Source organism: Amycolatopsis sp. NPDC051106 (assembly GCF_040682775.1).
Lineage (GTDB): Bacteria > Actinomycetota > Actinomycetes > Mycobacteriales > Pseudonocardiaceae > Amycolatopsis.
This window is the reverse complement of the sequence record NZ_JBFBBQ010000136.1, coordinates 1-18,456: the sequence shown is the minus strand read 5'-3', so window position 1 is coordinate 18,456 and position 18,456 is coordinate 1. Positions and strand designations below refer to the sequence as shown.

The 18,456-nt window shown below is 74.4% G+C and carries 19 protein-coding genes; 6 read left to right on the top strand and 13 right to left on the bottom strand.

What is annotated here, in order from left to right; translation table 11 throughout:
• Window positions 1–101: 101 nt before the first annotated feature.
• On the bottom strand, window positions 102–926 hold the full coding sequence (locus tag AB0M83_RS45720; protein ID WP_364528087.1) for an SDR family oxidoreductase: 825 nt from the start codon (window positions 924–926) through the stop codon (window positions 102–104).
• A 164-nt stretch (window positions 927–1,090) separates the two neighbouring features.
• Here AB0M83_RS45720 and AB0M83_RS45715 point away from each other — a divergent pair, with 164 nt between their 5' ends.
• On the top strand, window positions 1,091–1,279 hold the full coding sequence (locus tag AB0M83_RS45715) for a DUF2795 domain-containing protein (RefSeq protein WP_364528084.1): 189 nt from the start codon (window positions 1,091–1,093) through the stop codon (window positions 1,277–1,279).
• Between the two features lie 41 nt (window positions 1,280–1,320).
• Here AB0M83_RS45715 and AB0M83_RS45710 read toward each other — a convergent pair whose 3' ends face one another.
• Genes AB0M83_RS45710 through AB0M83_RS45700 form a run of 3 tightly spaced genes read right to left on the bottom strand, consistent with a single transcriptional unit; the run spans window position 1,321 to window position 4,443 of the window.
• On the bottom strand, window positions 1,321–1,890 hold the full coding sequence (locus AB0M83_RS45710) for an antibiotic biosynthesis monooxygenase (protein ID WP_364528081.1): 570 nt from the start codon (window positions 1,888–1,890) through the stop codon (window positions 1,321–1,323).
• A 37-nt stretch (window positions 1,891–1,927) separates the two neighbouring features.
• A complete protein-coding gene (locus tag AB0M83_RS45705; protein ID WP_364528078.1) occupies window positions 1,928–2,968 on the bottom strand; it encodes a glycosyltransferase family 9 protein in 1,041 nt (346 codons plus the stop codon).
• Window positions 2,965–4,443: an HAD-IIIA family hydrolase gene (locus AB0M83_RS45700; RefSeq protein WP_364528075.1), complete on the bottom strand. Its 1,479-nt coding sequence runs from the start codon at window positions 4,441–4,443 to the stop codon at window positions 2,965–2,967. The genes AB0M83_RS45705 and AB0M83_RS45700 overlap by 4 nt, the downstream gene beginning before the upstream one ends.
• Before the next feature lie 89 nt (window positions 4,444–4,532).
• Between AB0M83_RS45700 and AB0M83_RS45695 the strand changes: the two genes are divergently transcribed.
• Both AB0M83_RS45695 and AB0M83_RS45690 read left to right on the top strand, forming a co-directional pair.
• Window positions 4,533–5,882, top strand: a complete 1,350-nt coding sequence (locus AB0M83_RS45695; RefSeq protein ID WP_364528072.1) for an aldehyde dehydrogenase family protein — start codon at window positions 4,533–4,535, stop codon at window positions 5,880–5,882.
• On the top strand, window positions 5,879–7,051 hold the full coding sequence (locus AB0M83_RS45690) for an FUSC family protein (RefSeq protein ID WP_364528069.1): 1,173 nt from the start codon (window positions 5,879–5,881) through the stop codon (window positions 7,049–7,051). The genes AB0M83_RS45695 and AB0M83_RS45690 overlap by 4 nt, the downstream gene beginning before the upstream one ends.
• A gap of 165 nt (window positions 7,052–7,216) precedes the next feature.
• Here AB0M83_RS45690 and AB0M83_RS45685 read toward each other — a convergent pair whose 3' ends face one another.
• From AB0M83_RS45685 to AB0M83_RS45645, 9 genes are all read right to left on the bottom strand, one after another.
• Window positions 7,217–7,396 (bottom strand): hypothetical protein, encoded by a 180-nt coding sequence (locus AB0M83_RS45685; RefSeq protein WP_364528066.1) that lies wholly within the window; start codon window positions 7,394–7,396, stop codon window positions 7,217–7,219.
• A gap of 90 nt (window positions 7,397–7,486) precedes the next feature.
• Complete coding sequence (locus AB0M83_RS45680; protein ID WP_364528063.1) at window positions 7,487–8,092, bottom strand: NAD(P)H-dependent oxidoreductase; 606 nt, start codon at window positions 8,090–8,092, stop codon at window positions 7,487–7,489.
• The gene (locus AB0M83_RS45675) at window positions 8,089–9,399 is read right to left on the bottom strand and encodes a UDP-glucose/GDP-mannose dehydrogenase family protein (RefSeq protein WP_364528060.1); all 1,311 of its coding nucleotides are present in this window, start codon (window positions 9,397–9,399) and stop codon (window positions 8,089–8,091) included. The genes AB0M83_RS45680 and AB0M83_RS45675 overlap by 4 nt, the downstream gene beginning before the upstream one ends.
• Window positions 9,392–10,342 (bottom strand): glycosyltransferase family 9 protein, encoded by a 951-nt coding sequence (locus AB0M83_RS45670; RefSeq protein ID WP_364528057.1) that lies wholly within the window; start codon window positions 10,340–10,342, stop codon window positions 9,392–9,394. The genes AB0M83_RS45675 and AB0M83_RS45670 overlap by 8 nt, the downstream gene beginning before the upstream one ends.
• On the bottom strand, window positions 10,333–11,019 hold the full coding sequence (locus tag AB0M83_RS45665) for an SDR family oxidoreductase (protein WP_364528054.1): 687 nt from the start codon (window positions 11,017–11,019) through the stop codon (window positions 10,333–10,335). The genes AB0M83_RS45670 and AB0M83_RS45665 overlap by 10 nt, the downstream gene beginning before the upstream one ends.
• 25 nt (window positions 11,020–11,044) lie before the next feature.
• Window positions 11,045–12,412, bottom strand: coding sequence for a PfkB family carbohydrate kinase (locus AB0M83_RS45660; protein ID WP_364528051.1), 1,368 nt, complete (start codon window positions 12,410–12,412; stop codon window positions 11,045–11,047).
• Window positions 12,409–12,969: an SIS domain-containing protein gene (locus AB0M83_RS45655; RefSeq protein WP_364528090.1), complete on the bottom strand. Its 561-nt coding sequence runs from the start codon at window positions 12,967–12,969 to the stop codon at window positions 12,409–12,411. The genes AB0M83_RS45660 and AB0M83_RS45655 overlap by 4 nt, the downstream gene beginning before the upstream one ends.
• Complete coding sequence (locus AB0M83_RS45650; RefSeq protein WP_364528048.1) at window positions 12,969–14,642, bottom strand: carbamoyltransferase C-terminal domain-containing protein; 1,674 nt, start codon at window positions 14,640–14,642, stop codon at window positions 12,969–12,971. Before AB0M83_RS45650 ends, AB0M83_RS45655 begins: the two co-directional genes overlap by 1 nt.
• A gap of 113 nt (window positions 14,643–14,755) precedes the next feature.
• Entirely contained in the window at window positions 14,756–15,721 is a 966-nt protein-coding gene (locus AB0M83_RS45645) for an NAD-dependent epimerase/dehydratase family protein (RefSeq protein WP_364528045.1), read from the bottom strand.
• A 71-nt stretch (window positions 15,722–15,792) separates the two neighbouring features.
• Here AB0M83_RS45645 and AB0M83_RS45640 point away from each other — a divergent pair, with 71 nt between their 5' ends.
• The 3 genes from AB0M83_RS45640 to AB0M83_RS45630 are packed head-to-tail and all read left to right on the top strand — an operon-like array spanning window position 15,793 to window position 18,373.
• On the top strand, window positions 15,793–16,641 hold the full coding sequence (locus AB0M83_RS45640; protein ID WP_364528042.1) for a polysaccharide pyruvyl transferase family protein: 849 nt from the start codon (window positions 15,793–15,795) through the stop codon (window positions 16,639–16,641).
• Window positions 16,638–17,504: a glycosyltransferase gene (locus AB0M83_RS45635; protein WP_364528039.1), complete on the top strand. Its 867-nt coding sequence runs from the start codon at window positions 16,638–16,640 to the stop codon at window positions 17,502–17,504. The genes AB0M83_RS45640 and AB0M83_RS45635 overlap by 4 nt, the downstream gene beginning before the upstream one ends.
• Window positions 17,483–18,373 (top strand): glycosyltransferase, encoded by an 891-nt coding sequence (locus AB0M83_RS45630; RefSeq protein WP_364528036.1) that lies wholly within the window; start codon window positions 17,483–17,485, stop codon window positions 18,371–18,373. The genes AB0M83_RS45635 and AB0M83_RS45630 overlap by 22 nt, the downstream gene beginning before the upstream one ends.
• Window positions 18,374–18,456: the final 83 nt, after the last annotated feature.

Here is an 18,456-nt window from a genome sequence, read left to right as displayed (position 1 = left end):
GAAGTGCGGGCCCTGCGTTCACCGATCGTGAAAGAGCCTCGATGACCGTCTTGCAGCCCGTGACGTCCGAAAGCCGGTTGCGCGAAGCGTTCGGGATGGTCTCAGGGCGAGCGCCAGTCGTGCCCGTCGTGGGCCGTGCCGTGCTGAGCGCCCATGAGGAGCAGGCCGCCGTCGACGACGAGCGACGTACCGGTGATGTACCCGGCCGCGGGAGTCGCCAGGAACGCGACGGCGGCCGCCACCTCGGTGGCGTGGCCGGTGCGGCCGAGCGGGATGCCGGGCCGCTGCTGCTGCCGCGGATCGGCGTCGGCCTGCCCGGTCATCGGCGTCGAGATCTCGCCCGGCGCCACCGAGTTCACGGTGATGGCGTGCTCGGCCAGCTCCATCGCGAGCACCTGGGTCAGTGCGCCCGCTCCGGCCTTGGCGGCGCAGTAGGGCGCCGCGCCGACGCGCGGGATGTGCTCGTGGACGCTGGTGATGGTGATGATGCGGCCGCCGTGTCCGGCGTCGATCATGTGCCGCGCCGCGCGCTGCGACAGCAGGAAGACACCGTCGAGGTCGACGTCGAGGACTTCACGCCACTTCTCGTAGTCGAGGTCGAGCACGCGCTGGCTGCTGCCGGTGCCCGAGCAGTTGACGAGGACGTCGATCCCGCCGAGGTCGCCGGCGAACGCGTCGACGACGTCGGCGGCGCCGGGCAGCTCGGTCAGGTCGAGCTTGCGCACGTACGCCGCCACGCCCCGCGAACGGACTTCGGCGGCGGTTTCTGCGGCGCCGTCAGCATCGGAGTGGTAGGTGATGCCGACGTCCAGGCCGCCGCCGGCGAGGGCGACGGCCACCGCCCGGCCGATGCCGGAGTCGGCGCCGGTCACGACGGCGCGTCGCGGCGAAGCGGCTTCGGCGGGTAATGGCGCCGGAAGGGACATGGGCCTCTCCTCTCGTTCGCCGGCGGCTACCACGCCGTTCCGGGCCTAAACGCGCGGTGGGGCGGCCAGGGATCGTCCGGCCGGGCACAACCAGTGCCGGTCGGAGCGTGTGTCCGGCGGTCGCCGGGGTAACCGCGCCGTTCCCCGGACGGAAGGAGAACCCCGTGAGCAAGCCGAACCCGATCGAACTGCAGAAGTACCTCTCCGGTGTGGACTACCCGGCCCAGCGCGACGACCTCGTCAGCGCCGCCGAGCGCAACGGCGCCGACAAGGACACCCTCGAGATCGTGCGGGGCCTGCCCGACCGCACCTACGAGGGGCCGAGCGGCGTGAGCAAGGAGATCGGCGGCTGACGCAGGCGCGGTCCGGGCGGGGGTGCCGCCCGCCCGGACCGTCACAGCCACCGGCGCAGCAGCCGGGTCACCGCCGGCATCACTCCGTACGTCATCGTGGTCAGCAGGACCACCGGGAACAGCGCCGCCCGCAGCCACAGTGGCCAGGACGCTGTCATCGGCACCACCCAAGCCTGGAACGCCAGCACCAGCGGGTAGACCGAGACCAGCGAAATCAGCCACATCTTCCAGCGGGGCGGGGGTTTCATCGTCGCGGTCGCCTCGGACGGGACGTGGAACCACGTCTCGAGGCCCGTCCGGTGCTGCTGCGCCGTCTTGGTCGCGGCCAGGGTCCGGGCGTGGCGCAGCCACTTCTGCCGCTCCGGCGAGTCGAGCCAGTTCCGGAGGTCGCGGCGGGTCGCGAACTGGTGGACGACGTGGAAGTCGCGGCTGTCCTCGTTGTGCACGACCGTCGCCGCGAGGTTGCCCGGGTAGCGGGCCGCCTCGGCGGTCGCCCCGCGCGCCCACTCCGCGAACTCGCCGACCCGGTCCGGTTTGGCGCGCCAGCTGTACACCGTGGTCACCGGTTCTTCGGGGTGCCCGCGGCGCGGCCGGGTGTCCGATGTGGACATGGAGGTGCGGGTACCCGCACCGGAGCGCGGGGAAACTTCAGAGGAGAGAAGACATCTCCGCCCGGGGTGGGGCGACCGCCCCGAGCTCGGTCACCGCGCGGCAGACGTCGGCGGGGTCGATCCCCTCGAGGCACGGGTGCCCCGGCACCGGGCAGACGCGGGCCCGGCTGTCCCGGCACGGCGCGCGCTGGTCGCCGAGCAGCACGACCGGGACGCCGTAGGGTGCCCAGCGCGCGGCCGGCACGACCGGTGCGAACAGCGACACCACCGGGGTGCCCGCCGCCGCGGCGAGGTGCGCGGGCCCGGTGTTGGGGGCGACGACCACCTGCGCGCCGGAGAGCACCGCCGCCAGCTCGGCCGGCGACGTCCGGCCGCCGAGGTTCACCCCGGACGCTCCGGCCACGTTCGCGGTGAGGTGGGCTTCGCCCGGCGCGCCCGTCACGAGCACGCGGTGCCCTTCGGCGGCCAGCGCGCGAACCACCCGCCGGGTCCAGGACGGCGAGGGCTGCCGCGCGGGCACGGACGCGGCCGGGTGCACGACGACGTACGCGCCGCCGCCGGTCAGCCGGGTGACGTCCGGCAGCGGGCGCCGCAGGGCGAGGGCGCCGTGGTCGTCCGGCGGCAGCGCGTACCCCGCGGCCTCGGCGAGCGAGAGCATGCGGAGCGGTTCCGGCGGGTCGCCTTCGACGCGGTGCCGCAGGTCGAGCAGGCTGCCCGGGTAGTCCTCGGAGATCGCCCCGATCCACGGCACTCCCGCCTGCCGCAGCAGCAGCGCCAGCGGCAGGGGCGACTGGTGGAACGATGTCAGGATCAGCGCCCGGTCGAACGACTTCGACCGGATCAACGCGACGAACTCACCGGTGTCCTCGGCGGTCACCGGCGGTGGCTCGGGGTCGATCCACGGTGCCGTCCAGGTGACGACCTCGTCGACGCCGGGCAGCAGGTCACCCGCGGCACGGCCGCGGGGCCCGGCCAGCAGGGTCACGTGGGACGCGCGGGTGGCGACCGCGCGAATGCAGGGCCCGGCGAGCAGGACGTCCCCGAGGTTGTCCTGGCGCGCGACGAGCACGCGGCTCATCCGGCGACCCCGGCGACGCGCAACGCCTCGGACAGGTCCCGCGCGACCGCGGCGTGCCGGCGCGCGCGGGCGATCTCGGGTTCGAGCGTGCGTGCCGTCGGCACCAGCACCGCGCGGGCGCCGGCGGCGAGCGCGGCGTCGACGTCGGCCCCGGTGTCGCCGATGACCACGCAGGACGCCGGGTCGACGCCCAGTTCGCCGGCCGCGCGCAGGACCATGCCGGGCGCGGGCTTGCGGCAGGCGCAGCCGTCGCCGTCGTCGTGGACGCACACCTGCCAGGTGCCGAACGGGCCGAACAGCTCCTTGACCCGGGCGTTCACCGCGGCGAGCTGGTCGGGGGTGATCAGTCCCTTCGCGACTCCCGACTGGTTGCTCACCACGCCGACCGGGACGCCGCGGTCCCGCAGGCCCCGGACGAGCTCGACCGCGCCGGGCACCGGCCGGACGCCGTCGGGGTCGTTCAGGTAGGGGACGTCGACGATCAGCGTGTCGTCCCGGTCGAACAGCACCGCGACCGGCGGCTTCGGGCGCCGGGCCGCGATCTCCCCGCGGATCCGGTGGTAGCACGCGGCCGGCGGGATGAGCGCGCTGGTGACGACCATCCGGGCCACCTCGCCCGGGGTCCGGGGGCCCGGCAGGATCCGGCGGGTGGCGAACTCGGCCGTGAGCCCGGCCCAGATCCCGGCGGCGAGCGTCGCCTTCCCGCGCTGCCGCAGTAGGGGGAGCGCGAGTGCGGCCAGTCCGGCCACTGTGGACAGTGCGTGCAGCCCCAGCCGGCCCTGGCCGGCTCCGGTGCGCTGGCGCCACAGCACGCCGTGCTTGTACCGCATCAGCGCGTTGTCCGCGTTGCCGCGCTGGGCTTTCAGGCTGTAGAAGAACCCGGCCCGGCGGGCCGGGTGGGTCGTCAGCCGCTCGCCCCGGTCGATCCGGTGGCCGGCTTCGGCGACGCGCAGGGCGAGGTCGGAGTCTTCGCGGAACGCGCGCGGGAACCGCTCGTCGAAGCCGCCGGCCTCGACGAGCGCGCTGCGCCGGTACGCCATGTCCGCGGTGATCCACCGAGCGTGCTCGAGGCCCGCGGTGCCGCGCTCGTCGTCGGTGGGACGGCGGTCCGCGGGCAGCGGGACCGTGATCCGGGCCTGGGAGGCGGCCACCTCGGGCGGCAGGAACAGCAGGTCCTCGCCCAGCTGCCGGGGCCAGTCGGGAGCGAGCACGACATCGTCGTCGACGAACGCGATCCACTCGCTCTCCGCCGTGCGCCAGCCGAGGTTCCGCGCGGCCGCCGGACCCCGCCCCCCGGACCGCAGGACGCGGACGCCGCCGGGAACGTCCAGTTCGGACCCGTCGGGGCGGTCGTCGACGACGAGGATCGCGGCCGGCCGCGGACCCTCGCCGGTGAGCAGCGTTTCCAGCAGTGGCCGAAGGGTCTCCCGGCCCGTCGTGGGGATCACCACGGTGTAGTCGAGCGAAGCAGTCACCGCAGTGGGCTACCCGCGGCGGGACCGGTCAAACGGCGTGTCGATCGCGAGCGCGCGGGTAACCGGACGAGGAGACGAAGGAGGTGCGGATGACCGCGGGGACGATCGAAATCCGGAACCCGGCCGACGACAGCGTGGTGGGCAGCGTGCCCGCCGCCGGCGAAGACGAAATCGCCGCCGCCTTGGCGCTGGCGAACCAGACCAAGGCGGCGTGGGCGCGAACTCCGGCGGCGGAACGGGGAGCGCTGCTGCACACCGCGGCCGAACGCCTGCGCGCCAACGCCGGCGAGCTGGCCGCGGCCAACGAAGCGGAGACCGGGCGCCCGCGCGACGAAGCTCGCGAAGGCGTCATGGCGGGCGCGGGAACCCTCGACCAGTACGCCGAGCTCGGCCCGGTCCACCGCGGGCGCAGCCTGCTCGGCGACGCGGGCGCGACGGACCTCATGGTGCCCGAGCCGCGCGGCGTGGTCGTCGCGCTCACCCCGTGGAACGACCCGGTCGCGGTCGCCTGCGGGCTGCTCGGCGCGGCCCTGGCGACCGGCAACACCGTGGTGCACAAGCCGAGTGAGCGCGCGCCGCACACCGGGCAGCTGCTCGGCGAGGTCCTGTCCGGCGTGCTGCCCGGTGGGGTGCTGCAGACGCTGCACGGTGACGGCGGCGTCGGCGCGATCCTGGCGATGCGCGACGACGTCGACGTCATCGCCCACGTCGGCAGCACCGCGACCGGCCGGTCGATCGCCGCGAGCGCGGCCGCGACCGGCGCGAAGACGCTGCTCGAAAACGGCGGCAACGATCCGCTCGTCGTCGACGCGGACGTCGACCCGGAGTGGGCCGCGAGCCAGGCGGCACTGGGCGCGTTCGCCAACTCGGGCCAGATCTGCGTCGCCGTCGAGCGGATCTACGTCTGCGAAGCCGTGGCCGAGCCGTTCCTGGCCGCGCTGGTCAAGGAGGCCGAGGCGCGGACCCTCGCCCCGCTGGTGGACCGGCGGCACCGCGACCACGTGCACTCGCACGTCGAGGACGCCGTCGCGCGCGGCGCCCGGCTGCTCACCGGGGGAGCGGTGCCGGACGGCCCCGGCGCGCACTACCCGGCCACCGTGCTCACCGGGTGCGCGTCCGGCCTGCGGGTGATGACCGAGGAGACGTTCGGCCCGGTGGCCCCGGTGCAGGTCGTCGCGGACTTCGACGAGGCACTCGCCGAAGCCGCGAAGGGCGAGTACGGGCTCGCGGCGACCGCGCTCACCGCGTCGATGGCGCACGCCCAGCGCGCCTGGCGGGAGCTGCCCGCCGGGACGGTCAAGGTCAACAACGTCTTCGGCGGCGCGCCCGGCGGGGCGGCGCACCCGCGCGGCCGCAGCGGGAACGGCTACGGCTACGGGCCCGAGCTGCTCGACGAGCTGACGCAGACGAAGCTCGTGCACCTCGCTCCGCCCGCATGACCGGACGGCGTGACCGGGCCCGCGCACTCCGGCTGAAAGCGGGGGAAGACGTCAAGCGCGGTCTCGCCGCCGCGTTCCCGCCGGTGGACACCGACCGGCACGACCGCACTCCGGTGGGCTGGCTGGCCCGCGCTCTGCGGGTGCCGGGCCGCGAACGCCGGATCGTCGTCCAGACGGCCAAGGCCACGCTGGCGGCGACCGCGGCGTGGCTGCTGGCGACGCTGGTGCTGAAGCTGCCGCAGCCGTTCCTCGCCCCGTACGCGGCCATCTTCCTGGTGGAAGCGACCGTGTACCGCTCGCTGCGCGGGTGGATCCAGCAGGTCGGCTCGGTGGCCACGGGCGTGCTCCTCGCGGCCGTGGCCGGCCAGCTGATCCCGGCGCAGGCGGTCGCGCTGGCGGTCGTCGTGTTCGTGGGCCTGCTCGCGGGGAGCTGGCGGCGCTTCGGGGACGCGGGGGTCTGGGTCGGCGTCACCGGCATGCTGCTGGTTTCCTACGGCACCGCGCGGGACTTGGCGCTGATGGGCGACCGCTTGCTGGAGACGGCGCTGGGCGCGGCCATCGGCGTCGCGGTGAACACGCTGATCTTCCCGCCGCTCTACGGCGAGCGACTGGCCACGGCGGCCGACCGGCTCGCGACGGCGCTGGCGGACCTCCTGGAGTCGCTGTCCGACGTGGTCCGCCGCGACGAGCCGGGGAACCTCGACGAGCTGTGGTCGAAGGCGCAGGACACGCGGAGCCAGGTGCTGGCGGCCGAGGAGGCCGTCGGCCTGACCCGGGAAGGGCGGCTGCTCAACCTGCGCCGCCGCCACCCGAAGGCGGGCGCACGCCACGAACGTCCCCTTCGGACGCTCATCGCGTTGTGGCCCGCGGTGTCCCAGTTGCTCGCCGCGGTGAGCACCACGGCGGCGCGGCGCGAAGAGCACCCGTTCGAGTACCCGTGGCCGGACGCGCGGGAGTCGCTGGCGAACCTGGTGCACCTGCTGGCCGGCGCCGTGCAGGCGGTGGCGGTGGCCGGCGAGCCGGTCGACCTGGAGGAGTGCCGTGCGCTGCTGGAGGAGCTGGAGGAGCGGCTGGTGACGGCGGAGGAAGACGGCGTCCCCGCCCGGCTCGGCCTGGGCACGATGACGCTCCCGGCGCGGCTGCTGGTGGAGAAGCTGGAAAACCGCTGATCGCCCAGGGGTCGCCGATGCAGTGAATGACTCATTCCTGGCGCTGGACGCCAGGAATGAGTCATTCACTGCGAGTTGCGGAGGTGCGCGACGACCGGGCCGGGGCGCGGTCGTGTGGGTGCCGCGCACCACACCGGTGGGAGCCGGGGCTGCGCCCGCAGCGAGTTACGGCACCGGCACGGCTTCGGCTTCGGAACGGTGGCGGCGGCAGGCCGTGCACACCATGGTCTGGCCCAGCAGGCTGCCGTCGGCGGCGACCAGCCGGGCGACGTGCAGCGCGGGCAGCCCGCACTCCTCGCAGGGGATGGGTTTACTGTCGCGGCTGATCATCATTCGGTTCGGCATGGTGCCCCCTGACGGTGGATGGTCCCGACCGACTACCCCATGACACAGGACACACTCGTCCGGAGCAGCGGGGTCACTCGAAAGGAGTAGTCAGGACGCCGGGTACTGCTGCGCTCCGAGCAGGTTCGCCAGGTGGACGGCGTTGCGGACCAGCGTCGCGTTCGTGGAGGCCACGGCCTTCGGCGTCTCGTCGAGGTCCTGGTAATCGCCACCCTGCATGGCTTCGCCGTTCCAGTACGTGGCGCCCTGCGCGGGCACCGTGAAGCCGGTGTCGTTCAGCGCCTGGAACAGATCCGCGATGATCTTGTGGGCGCCGTCCTCGTTGCCGACCACCGCCGCCACCGCGACCTTGCCGAACATCGCCGGCCGGCCCTCGTCGTCCGTTTCGGACAGCTCGGCGTCCAGCCGTTCGAGGACGCGCTGCGCGACGCTCGACATGTGCCCGACCCACGTCGGGGTGGCGACCAGCAGGATGTCCGCGGCGGCGATCTTGCGGCGGATCTCCGGCCACTCGTCACCCGAGCCCATGTCGGCCTCGACGCCCGGGCGGACGTCGTGGTCGACCACGCGGACCAGCTCGCCGGGCACGCCCTGCTCGGCGAAGAGGTCGAGCAGCTGGCGCGCGATGAGGTCGCTGCTCGACTTCGCCGGCGACGGCTTGAGCGTGCAGGTCAGCGCGAGGACGCGCAGGGTCATGACTGCCTCCGTGGGTGGGTGCCGACGCCGAGGTGCGTGAAGCCGGCGGCGGCGAGAGCGTCGGGATCGAGCAGGTTGCGGGTGTCGATGACGACCGCGTGCGCGGCCGACGCGGCCAGCCGGGCCCAGTCGAGGTCCCGGAACTGCGGCCATTCGGTGAGCACGACCAGCGCGGCGGCGTCCTTCGCCACCAGGTACGGGTCGTCCACCACCTGGACGGTGTCCAGGCCCGGCACGGCCCCGACCGCCGGGTCGTGCGCGGTCAGCTCCGCACCCGCCCGGGCGAGGTCGGCCGCCACCGCCAGGGCCGGCGAGTCGCGCAGGTCGCCCGTGCCGGCCTTGAACGCCAGGCCCAGCAGGCCGATCCGGGCGCCGGCGAGGGAGCCCGCCGCCGACCCGGTGACCGCTTCGCGCACGGCCCGCACGACCCGGGCGCGTTGCCGGGCGTTGACGCGGACCGCGTCGCGCAGGATGCCGAACTCGACCCCGGCCGACTCGGCCGCGTGCAGCAGCGCCGAAGTGTCCTTCGGCAGGCACGAGCCGCCCCAGCCCGGGCCGGGGGCGAGGAACTCCGGGCCGATCCGCGCGTCGAGGCCCATCGTGCGGGCGACCTCCCGGACGTCGGCGCCGAACCGCTCGCTCAGTTCGGCCAGGACGTTCACGTAGGACAGCTTCACCGCCAGGAACGCGTTGCTCGCGTACTTCGCGAGCTCGGCGCTGGCCGAGTCGGTCGCGACGAGCGGAGCGCCGGTCGGCTCGTAGAGACGCGCGACGCGGCGCGCGGCGGCGGACTCCGGCGGGTCGGCGCCCACCACGACCCGGTCCGGGTGCAGGAAGTCCTCGACGGCGTGGCCTTCCCGGAGGAACTCGGGGTTGGCCACGACCGGCAGGTCGTCCCGGCCGAGCAGGCCGGGCAGCCGGGCCGCGGTGCCGACCGGGACGGTCGACTTGGTGACGATCACGCAGCCGGGCCGCAGCAGCCGGCCGAGCTGCGGCACGACCGTTTCGAGGACACCGAGGTCGGGGCGGCCGTCGCGGTCGGGCGGCGTCGGCAAGCAGAGGAACACGATGCCGGCGCCGTACAGCTCGGCTTGGGCATCGGTGAAGGTGAGCGTCCCGTCCTCGCGGCCCTGGCGGACCAGTTCGGGCAGGCCGGGCTCGGCGATGGCCACCTCGCCCCGGCGCAACGCGTCCACTTTGGACTCGTCGGCGTCCACGCAGGTCACCCGGTGGCCGAGCCGCGCGAAGCACGCGGCGCTGGTCAGGCCGACGTAGCCGGCGCCGACGATGCCGATGTGCTCAGCCATGCGGCACCCGCGCTTCCAGCGCCGAGCGGGTCGCGGCGAGCACGCGCTCCTCGCCGAGGAGCAGCAGGCCGCCGTCGGGCTCTTCGCCGTGCGGGTCGCCGACGTTGCCGGCCCACAGCACGACGTGCTGGCGGGCCTCCGGCGGCGGGCCCCACAGGCGCGGCGGGGTCGGGCCGAACAGCAGCACCGACGGCGTGCCGAACGCGGTCGCGAGGTGCCCGACGCCGGTGTCCCCGCACACGACGAGCGCCGCCCCGGCGACCAGTGCGGCCAGTTCCGCCAGGTCGGTCCGCCCGGCGAGCACCGCGTCTTCGCCGAGGCCGGCCCGATCGGCGATCGAGCGGGCCAGATCGCGTTCGGCGGCGCTGCCGGTGAGCACGACGCGGTGCCCGGCCGCGGCCAGCGCGCCGACCACGCCGGCGAACCGCTCGGGCGGCCAGCGCCGGGCGGGGAACGCCGCGCCGGGGTGCACCACGACGGCGTCCGGGGCGGGGCTCGGGCCCGGGGGCACGGGCAGCCGCAGCGCCGTGCGGTCCGCCGGGTGGTGGGCGTACTCGACGAGCCGGCACCAGCGGTCGACCTCGTGCACGTCGTCGCGCCACTCGAGGCCCGCCACGTCGGGGAAGTCGGGGTGCCGGTGGGTCAGCAGCTCGCCGGGGTCGGCGGCCAGCAGGTCGTGGACGCTTTCCGGGCCGCTGCCGTGCAGGTTCACCGCCAGCCTCGGCGGCGGTCCCGGCCAAGCCAGCTCGCCGAGCCCGGGCGTCGGCAGCAGCTCGTCGACCGCGTCGATCAGCTCGACCAGGTCGCGCAGCCCCTCCGGCGCGGCCAGCACCAGGCGGTCGTCCGGGTACGCGGCCCGCAGCGCCCGCAGCGCGGGGACGGCGGTCAGCAGATCGCCGAGCCCGAGCGCGCGCAGCACCAGGACCGCGGAGCTCACGGCCACGACCCCTCCTCCGAACCGCACACGACCAGCTCGCGGACCTCCGAGCCGGGCGGCTGCTGCAGCGCGAAGACGACGGTGGCCGCGACGTTTTCGGGCTGGTTGAGCTTCGCGTCCGGCGGCGGCTTGTACTGGTCGGTGCGGTCGTCGAAGAAGTGCGTCCACATGCCGCCGGGGATCAGGAGCGTGACGCCGACCCGCCCGGCCAGCTCGGCGGCCAGCGCGCGGGTGAACCCGACGACGCCGAACTTCGAGGCGCAGTAGGCGGTCGCGTCGCTCACGGCCTTGATGCCCAAGGTGGACGCGACGGTCACGACGGTGCCGTGCGAACGTTCCAGGAAGGGCAGCGCGGCCCGGACGACCGCGGCCGTGCCGAACAGGTTCACCTTGACCACGCGCTCCCAGTCCTCCGTGGACACCGAGCCGAGCGGTCCGCAGGCATCGGTGCCGGCGGCGGTGAAGACACCGTCCAGGCCGCCCGCGCGCCCGGCCAGCTCACGCACCGCGGCCTCGGTCGCGGCGGTGTCGGTCAGGTCGGCTTCGACGTATTCGGCCGGGTCGTCGGGGCGGACGCGGTCGAGGATGTACGGGGTGCCACCCGCCTTGCGGACGGCGTCGACGGTGGCGGCACCGAGGCCGGACGCACCACCGGTGATCAGGACGTTGCCGAGGGGTCGCATCGCACTCCTTGGGAAGTCGGGGGTTTCAGGCGCCGGCCGCGGCGGCGACCAGCCGGGACGTCGAGTAGCCCGGGACGGTCGGGACGAGCACGACCTCACCGCCGTGCCGCTCGACGACTTGACGTTCGGGGAGATCCGCCTGCGCGTAGTCGCCGCCCTTGACCCACACGTCCGGGCGCAGCCGCTCCAGGACGGCGGTGGGGGAGGCCTCGTCGAACACGACGACAGCATCCACAAAGGACAGTGCCGTCAGGAGGCGCGCCCGGTCGCGGTCCCGCACCAGCGGGCGGCCGGGACCCTTGAGGGCCCGCACCGACGCGTCGGAGTTCAGGCAGACGATGAGCGCGTCACCCAGGGCGCGCGCCTGCCGCAGCAGGCTCACGTGGCCGGGGTGCAGCAGGTCGAAGCAGCCGCCGGTGGCGATCAGCCGGCCGCCGCGCTCCCGGACGCGCTCGGCGAGCCCGAAGGCGTCCGTGGCCGGCTGCGGGTCCGCCACCGGACCGTCGTTCGTGGACAGTGCCGTGGCCCCGCCGTCGGCGACGAACCGGGCGGCCGCCTCGACCGCCGTCGCGACGGCCTCGGTCGTGTCCGCGCCGTCGAGCAGGGCAGCCGTGGCCGCGGCGGCGAACCGGTCGCCCGCACCGCACGTGTCCGGTGCGGAGTGCCCCGGCGCCCGCGCCGCGGACGGAACCGGCACGGCCGTTTCGCCGAGACCGTCGGCGAGCACGGCACCGCGGGCGCCGACGGTGACGGCGACCGCGCCGGCGAGCCAGTGCCCGCGCAGCAGCTTGGCCAGCTCGGCCGGTTCCTCGTGCCCGGCGAGCACGGTGCGCGCTTCGGCGAGGTTCGGGGTGACCAGCCGGGTGCCCGGCACCGGCTGGGCGCCGCGCGGGTGCGGGTCCCAGACCACCGGGATCTCCTCGGACAGTTCGCGCAGGATCCGCCGCAGGTGCGGGTTGCGCGTCACGCCGCGGCCGTAGTCGGCGACGAGGATCGCGCCGGCGTCCGCCAGGACCTCGCGCGCCCGGTCCGGTGGCGGGTCGGCGGTGGCCGTGCCGTCGCCGGAGTCCAGGCGCAGCAACGACTGCCCGCCGGCGCGGATCCGGGTCTTGCACACCGTCGTGCCGCGCAGCGGCAGCGGCAGCACGGTGACGTCCGGTTCGAGCAGGCCGGTGAGCGCGTGGCCGCCTTCGTCGTCCCCCAGCGGCGTGACCAGCACGACCTCGGCCGCGGACCGGGCGGCCAGCAGGGCCGCGAGCCCGGCCCCACCCGGGCGGCGGCGCCGCGCGGTCAGGTCGACCACCGGCACCGGCGCCTCCGGGCACAACCGGTCGGCGGTGCCTTCGGCGTCGACGTCGAGCAGCGTGTCGCCCAGGACGACCAGCGGCTTCACGCCGTCACCCCGAGCGCGTCGTCGAGCGCCGCGCACAACCCGTGCACCAGCGCCAGGTGCATCTCCTGCACGGTCGCGACGGTCGGCGCTTCGACCGTCACGGCGTCGTCGCACAACGCGGCGAGGGGGTTCGGCGCGGGCCCGGTCAAGGCCCAGGTCGTGACGCCCAGTTCGTGCGCGGCCTTCGCCGCGGCGACGACGTTCTGGCTGCTGCCACTGGTGGAGAGGCAGACGAGGACGTCGCCCGGGCGCCCGTGGGCGTGCACCTGGCGGGCGAAGAGCTCGTGGTCGCCGTAGTCGTTGACGATGGCCGTGGTCGCGGACGTGTCCGCGTGCAGCGCGATCGCCGAGAGCGGCCGCCGTTCGTGGCGGAACCGGCCGACGAGCTCGCTGGTCAGGTGCTGGGCCTCGGCCGCGCTGCCGCCGTTGCCGCAGGCGAGCAGCCGGCCGCCGGCCTCGAACACGCCGGCGAGGTGCCGTCCCCACGCGGTTATCGTGGGAGCGGATTCCCGGGTCCGCCGGGCGGCTTCGGCCAACGCGGCGAGATGGTCTTCCATCACGGCACCTCCTTCTCCTCCGGCGACGCCGCGCCGGTTCGGGTCGGACGGGGACGCCGGAGCACGAACGGCCCCAGCGCGAGCAGGTCGACGGGCGCGGAGCCGAAGCACTCGAGCGCGTCGCGCGGCGAGTCGACCATCGGCCGGCCCGCGGTGTTGAGGCTGGTGTTGATCACGACCGGCAGGCCGGTGCGCCGTTCGAACCCGGCGAGCATCCGGGCGAGCACGGGGTTTTCGCGCTCTTCGACGGTCTGGACCCGGGCGGTGCCGTCGACGTGCGTGACGGCCGGGATGCGGTCGCGCCAGCCGTCGGCGACGTCGTGCACGAAAAGCATGTACGGGCTGGGAAGCGGGCCGCGGGTGAAGATGTCCGCCGCCCGTTCGGCCCGCACCATCGGCGCCACCGGGCGGAACTGCTCGCGGCCCTTGACGTCGTTGAGCCGCTCGAGGTTCGCCTTGCGGCCCGGGTGGGCCAGCAGCGACCGGTGCCCCAGCGCGCGCGGCCCGAACTCGGCGCGGCCCTGGAACCAGGCGACGACCTCGTCGTTCGCCAGTGCTTCGGCCACCGCCTCGGCGACGTCGGCGGGACGCTCGTAGGGCAGTTTCGCCTTGACGAGGATCTCTTCGAGTTCTTCGTCGGTCCAGCCGCGACCGAGGCCGGCGTCGCCCATGGGTGCGCCGCGCTCGCCCGCGTCGGCGGCCAGCTGCAGGGCCGCGCCGAGCGCGGTGCCCGCGTCGCCCGCCGCGGGCTGCACCCAGATCCGGTCGAACGGGCCCTCGGCGTGCAGGCGGGTGTTGGCGACGCAGTTGAGCGCGATCCCGCCCGCCAGCGCCAGATCGCGCTGGCCGGTGCGGTCGTGCAGCCAGTCCGTGAGCTCCAGCAGGATGTCCTCGAGGACTTTCTGGACACTCGCGGCGAGATCGGCGTGCCGGCGGGTGAGCTCCTCGCCGGCTTCGCGGCGCGGGGCCAGCGCCGCCAGGTCGACGCCGGCGGCGCGGAAGCCGCCGTCGCCGGTGACGTGCACGTGTTCGCAGAGTGCGTCGAGGTACTCGGGCTTGCCGTAGGAGGCCAGCGCCATCACCTTGTACTCGTCGCTGGAGCGGGCGAAGCCGAGGTGCTCGGTCAGGTCTTCGTAGAGCAGGCCGAGCGAATGCGGAAGCCGTTGCGCCGCCAGCTCCTTGAACCGGCCGTCGCGGTACTCACCGGCCAGGTAGGACGTGCTTTCACCGCGGCCGTCGGCGACGAGCACGGCGCAGTCCCCGAACGGCGCGGCGAGCGCGGCCGACGCGGCGTGCGCGACGTGGTGGCGGACGAACCGGACGATGCCGGGATCCAAACCGGGCAGAGCGGACTTGAGGAACAGCGGGGCCCGTTTCGCGAACTCGGTCCGCAGTTCCTCACCGCTCGGGTCGTGGCCGGCCAGACCGGGTTCGACCAGTGCGGGGTCGTAGGAGTAACCGACGGCATCGAGGTCCTTCGCGGTCAGTCCGGCCTGTTCGAGGCACCAGGCCGCGGCCTGGGCCGGCTGCTCCCAAGTGGAGAACGGGACGGCCTGCTTGCCGTGCTTGCGGCGGCTGAAGCGTTCCTCTTCGGCCGCGGCGACGATTTCGCCGTCCACGACCAAAGCCGCGGCCGGGTCGTGAAAAACGGCGTTGATCCCGAGTATGCGCATCGACCTGCCTCTGGCGTTCCGGTGCGGACCTCGTGCCGTCCGCGTTCGCCTATAGCGCTACCCGGCGAAGTCACTCATAAACGATTGACGGCAAAAGCCCTGGGCGTCGCTACTCAGCGCGACGGCGCCCGCCGGAACCACGCCGCTGTGCGACGGAGACCGTCGTCGGCGTCGACCTTCGGTTCCCAGCCCAGGACGTCCCGCGCGAGAGAGATGTCGGGGCAGCGGCGCTGGGGGTCGTCGACGACGGCGTCGATCTCCTCGATGGGCGAACCGGACCCGGTGATCTCCTTGATCCGTTCGGCGACCTGACGGACCGTCAGCTCGTGCGGGTTGCCGATGTTGACCGGCCCGGGATGCCCCGACCGCGCGAGGTCCAGGAGGCCGCGGACGGTGTCTTCGACGTAGCAGATGGACCGGGTCTGCTCGCCGGTCCCGGTGACCGTGATGGGTTCGCCCTTGAGGGCCTGGTCGAGGAACGCCGGGATCATCCGGCCGTCGTGGGCGCGCATGCCGGGGCCGTAGGTGTTGAAGATCCGCGCGATCCCGGTGTCGACGCCGTGTTCGCGGCGGTAGGCAGAGGTGAGTGCTTCGGCGTAGCGCTTGGCTTCGTCGTAGACGCTGCGCGGCCCGATCGGGTTGACGTTGCCCCAGTACCCTTCGCGCTGCGGGTGTTCCAGCGGATCGCCGTACACCTCGCTGGTGGACGCGAGGACGAACCGCGCACCGTCGCGGTGGGCGAGATCGAGCGCGTGCTCGGTGCCGTACGAGCCGGCGCGCAGCGTTTCCAGCGGCAGGGCCAGGTAGTCGCGGGGCGACGCGGCCGAGGCCAGGTGGAACACGACGTCGGCCCCGCAGTTCAGCGGCATCGGCTGCGTGACGTCGTGGCGCACGAACCGGAACCGCTCGTGGCGGCGCAGGTCGTCGAGGGTGTCCGCCGAGGACGTCACGAGGTTGTCCACGGCGATCACCTCGAGGCCCTCTTCGAGCAGCAGCTCGCACAGGTGCGCGCCGACGAAGCCGGCACCCCCGGTCACCACCGCACGCTCGAACCGCCTGGTCACTCCCGGATTCGTCATGCCGATCCGGCTACCCGGCGGCTCCGGCCGCAAACCCGTGTAAGGCTCCCTCGAGCGGGTACGCGGCACGCATGCGAGTTCTGCTCACCGGATGGGCCAGTTTCCTGCACGGCGAAGCGACCGCGGGGGACGTCCTCAGCCTGCGCGCGGTGGGAGCCGCGCTGACCGAGGCGGGGATCGACCACGACGTCGCGTGGAGCCCCGGCTTCCGCCCCGGCGCCCGGCACCTGCCCGACGCGCCACCCGAGGACTACACCCACGTGGTGTTCGCCTGCGGCCCGGTGCACGGGCCGCAGCTGCGTTCGCTGCACGAGCGGTACGCGGCCTGCCGCCGGATCGCGGCCGGGGTGAGCGTGCCCGACCCGGAAGACCCCGCCGTGACCGGGTTCCACCGGGTCTTCCCCCGCGACGACGGCGTCACCCCGGACCTTTCCCTGGCCGCGCCGGTCTCGAAGACACCGGTGCTCGGCGTGGTCCTCGCGCCGCACCAGCCGGAGTACGGCGGCGCGGGGCGGCACCGCGAAGTTCACGAGGCGCTGACCGGCTGGGTCGCCGGCCTGGACTGCGCGCGCGTGCCCGTGGACACGAGGCTGGCGCACGAGGACTGGCAGCGGTGCGCCACGCCGGACCAGTTCGTCTCCCTGGTGTCCAAATTGGACGCTGTGGTCACCACGCGGCTGCACGGCCTGGTGCTCGGGCTGAAGGCCGGGGTCCCGGTCGTCGCCGTCGACCCGGTGGCCGGCGGCGGGAAGGTGACCGCGCAGGGGAAGGCGCTCGGCTGGCCGGTCGTCGCGGCGGAGGACGTCCGGGACACCGCCCTGCTCGACGCCCGCCTGAAGTGGTGCCTCGCCACGACGGTGGTGCCACCGCCGACGCCGTCCCTCTCTGGGCTGGTGGCCGAGCTGGCGGGATCGCGGTGAGCGCGCGCACGACCGTCGTCATCGCCACGCGCAACCGGGCCGGGGAGCTGGCGCGCACCCTCACCCAGCTGTCCTCTTTGGAACCCCGGCCGCCGGTCGTGGTGCTGGACAACGCTTCCGAGGACGACACGGCCGAGGTCGCGGGCCGGTACGGGAACGTGCGGGTGATCCGGCTGCCGCAGAACCTCGGCGCCGCCGCGCGCACGCTGGGCGTCATCGTGGCCGACACGCCGTACGTCGCCTTCAGCGACGACGACTCGTGGTGGGCACCGGACGCGCTGTCCGAAGCGGAACGGATCTTCGACGAGCACCCGCGGACCGGCCTCCTCGCCGCGCGCACCCTCGTCGGCCCGGAATGCCGCGACGATCCCGTGACGCCCGACATGGAACGCAGCCCGCTGGGCCACCCCGACGGCGCGCCCGGGCCGCTCGTGCTCGGCTTCCTCGCTTGCTCGGCGATCGTCCGCCGCACGGCGTACCTCCAGGTGGGCGGCTTCAGCCCGCTGCTGCACTTCGGCGCGGAAGAGCAGCTGCTGGCCTACGACCTGGCCGCGCGCGGCTGGGACGTCTGCTACGTCGGGCACCTGCGCGCCCACCACCACCCGTCGCGGTCGCGGCCGCCGTCGTCCTGGCGCCGCCGCGCCGAACTGCGCAACCGGCTGCTCATCGCCGTGCTGCGGCGCCCGCCGCGCGTCTGCCGCCGAGAGGTCGCCCGGACGCTCGTCACCGCCCCCCGGGCCGTGCTCGGCGCGGTGCCCCGGCTGCCACGGGCGCTGAGCTCCCGCCGCGTGCTGCCCGCCCACGTCGAAGACCAGGCCCGGATACTGGAAAGGACCGCCGAATGGCGCGCATCTCGGTCGTGATCATCACCTGCAACCGGCGTGAGCAGCTGCGGGAAACCCTGGCGCACATGACGTCGCTACCGGACGACCCGCCGATCTTCGTCGCGGACAACGGGTCCGCCGACGGCACCGCCGACATGGTCGCCCGCGAGTTCCCCGGCGTCCGGCTGTTCCGGCTGGCGGAGAACCTCGGCGCGGTGGCGCGCAACGTCGCCGTCGAAGAGGTGACCACGCCGTACGTCGCGTTCTGCGACGACGACACCACCTGGCAGCCGGGCGCGCTGACCCGGGCGGCGGACCTCCTGGACGCCCACCCCGGCCTCGGCTCGGTGACCGGGCGGTGCCTGGTCGAACCCGGCCTGGCCGAGGACCCGATCACGCCGGAGCTGCGCGAGTCGCCGGTGCCGGGTCCGTCGTGGCTGCCCGGACCGGCGCTGCTGGGCATCATGGCCGGGTTGACCGCGGTGCGCGTGAGCGCGTTCCGGGAGGTCGGCGGCTTCTCGACGCGGATGTGGCTCGGCGGCGAGGAGGAGCTCTTCGCCCTCGACCTCGCCGCGCGCGGCTGGTGGATGTGCTGGGCGGAGGACATGGTGATCCACCACGCGCCGTCGAAGCTGCGCGATCCCCGCCACCGCCGTCGCCTCGGCATCCGCAACACCCTGTGGACGCTCCTGCTGCGCCGCCCGTGGCCGGCGGTCTTCCGCCGCGGCCGCGAGGTGCTGCGGTCCGCGCCCGCCGACCTGGCCACGGCGGCGGCGCTCCTCGAGGTCGTCCGCGGCCTGCCGTGGGTGCTCGCGGACCGCCGGGTGGTCCCGCCGCACGTCGAGCACGGCCTGCGCCTGCTGGAAGAACCCCAGCGGAACTCGAAGGCCCGCCGCTACGTGGGCTGAACGGGTCGGCTCGCGTACCCGGACAGTCGGCTCGGGTACCTGGACGGTCGGCTCGTGAACCGACCCTCCGGGTACGCGAGCCG

What these genes read in the sequence shown, in the direction of transcription:
- AB0M83_RS45720 (WP_364528087.1), bottom strand. Translation starts at nt 926, where the DNA reads ATGTCCCTTCCGGCGCCATTACCCGCCGAAGCCGCTTCGCCGCGACGC.
- AB0M83_RS45710 (WP_364528081.1), bottom strand. Translation starts at nt 1,890, where the DNA reads ATGTCCACATCGGACACCCGGCCGCGCCGCGGGCACCCCGAAGAACCG.
- AB0M83_RS45705 (WP_364528078.1), bottom strand. Translation starts at nt 2,968, where the DNA reads ATGAGCCGCGTGCTCGTCGCGCGCCAGGACAACCTCGGGGACGTCCTG.
- AB0M83_RS45695 (WP_364528072.1), top strand. Translation starts at nt 4,533, where the DNA reads ATGACCGCGGGGACGATCGAAATCCGGAACCCGGCCGACGACAGCGTG.
- AB0M83_RS45690 (WP_364528069.1), top strand. Translation starts at nt 5,879, where the DNA reads ATGACCGGACGGCGTGACCGGGCCCGCGCACTCCGGCTGAAAGCGGGG.
- AB0M83_RS45685 (WP_364528066.1), bottom strand. Translation starts at nt 7,396, where the DNA reads ATGCCGAACCGAATGATGATCAGCCGCGACAGTAAACCCATCCCCTGC.
- AB0M83_RS45680 (WP_364528063.1), bottom strand. Translation starts at nt 8,092, where the DNA reads ATGACCCTGCGCGTCCTCGCGCTGACCTGCACGCTCAAGCCGTCGCCG.
- AB0M83_RS45675 (WP_364528060.1), bottom strand. Translation starts at nt 9,399, where the DNA reads ATGGCTGAGCACATCGGCATCGTCGGCGCCGGCTACGTCGGCCTGACC.
- AB0M83_RS45665 (WP_364528054.1), bottom strand. Translation starts at nt 11,019, where the DNA reads ATGCGACCCCTCGGCAACGTCCTGATCACCGGTGGTGCGTCCGGCCTC.
- AB0M83_RS45655 (WP_364528090.1), bottom strand. Translation starts at nt 12,969, where the DNA reads ATGGAAGACCATCTCGCCGCGTTGGCCGAAGCCGCCCGGCGGACCCGG.
- AB0M83_RS45650 (WP_364528048.1), bottom strand. Translation starts at nt 14,642, where the DNA reads ATGCGCATACTCGGGATCAACGCCGTTTTTCACGACCCGGCCGCGGCT.
- AB0M83_RS45645 (WP_364528045.1), bottom strand. Translation starts at nt 15,721, where the DNA reads ATGACGAATCCGGGAGTGACCAGGCGGTTCGAGCGTGCGGTGGTGACC.
- AB0M83_RS45640 (WP_364528042.1), top strand. Translation starts at nt 15,793, where the DNA reads ATGCGAGTTCTGCTCACCGGATGGGCCAGTTTCCTGCACGGCGAAGCG.
- AB0M83_RS45630 (WP_364528036.1), top strand. Translation starts at nt 17,483, where the DNA reads ATGGCGCGCATCTCGGTCGTGATCATCACCTGCAACCGGCGTGAGCAG.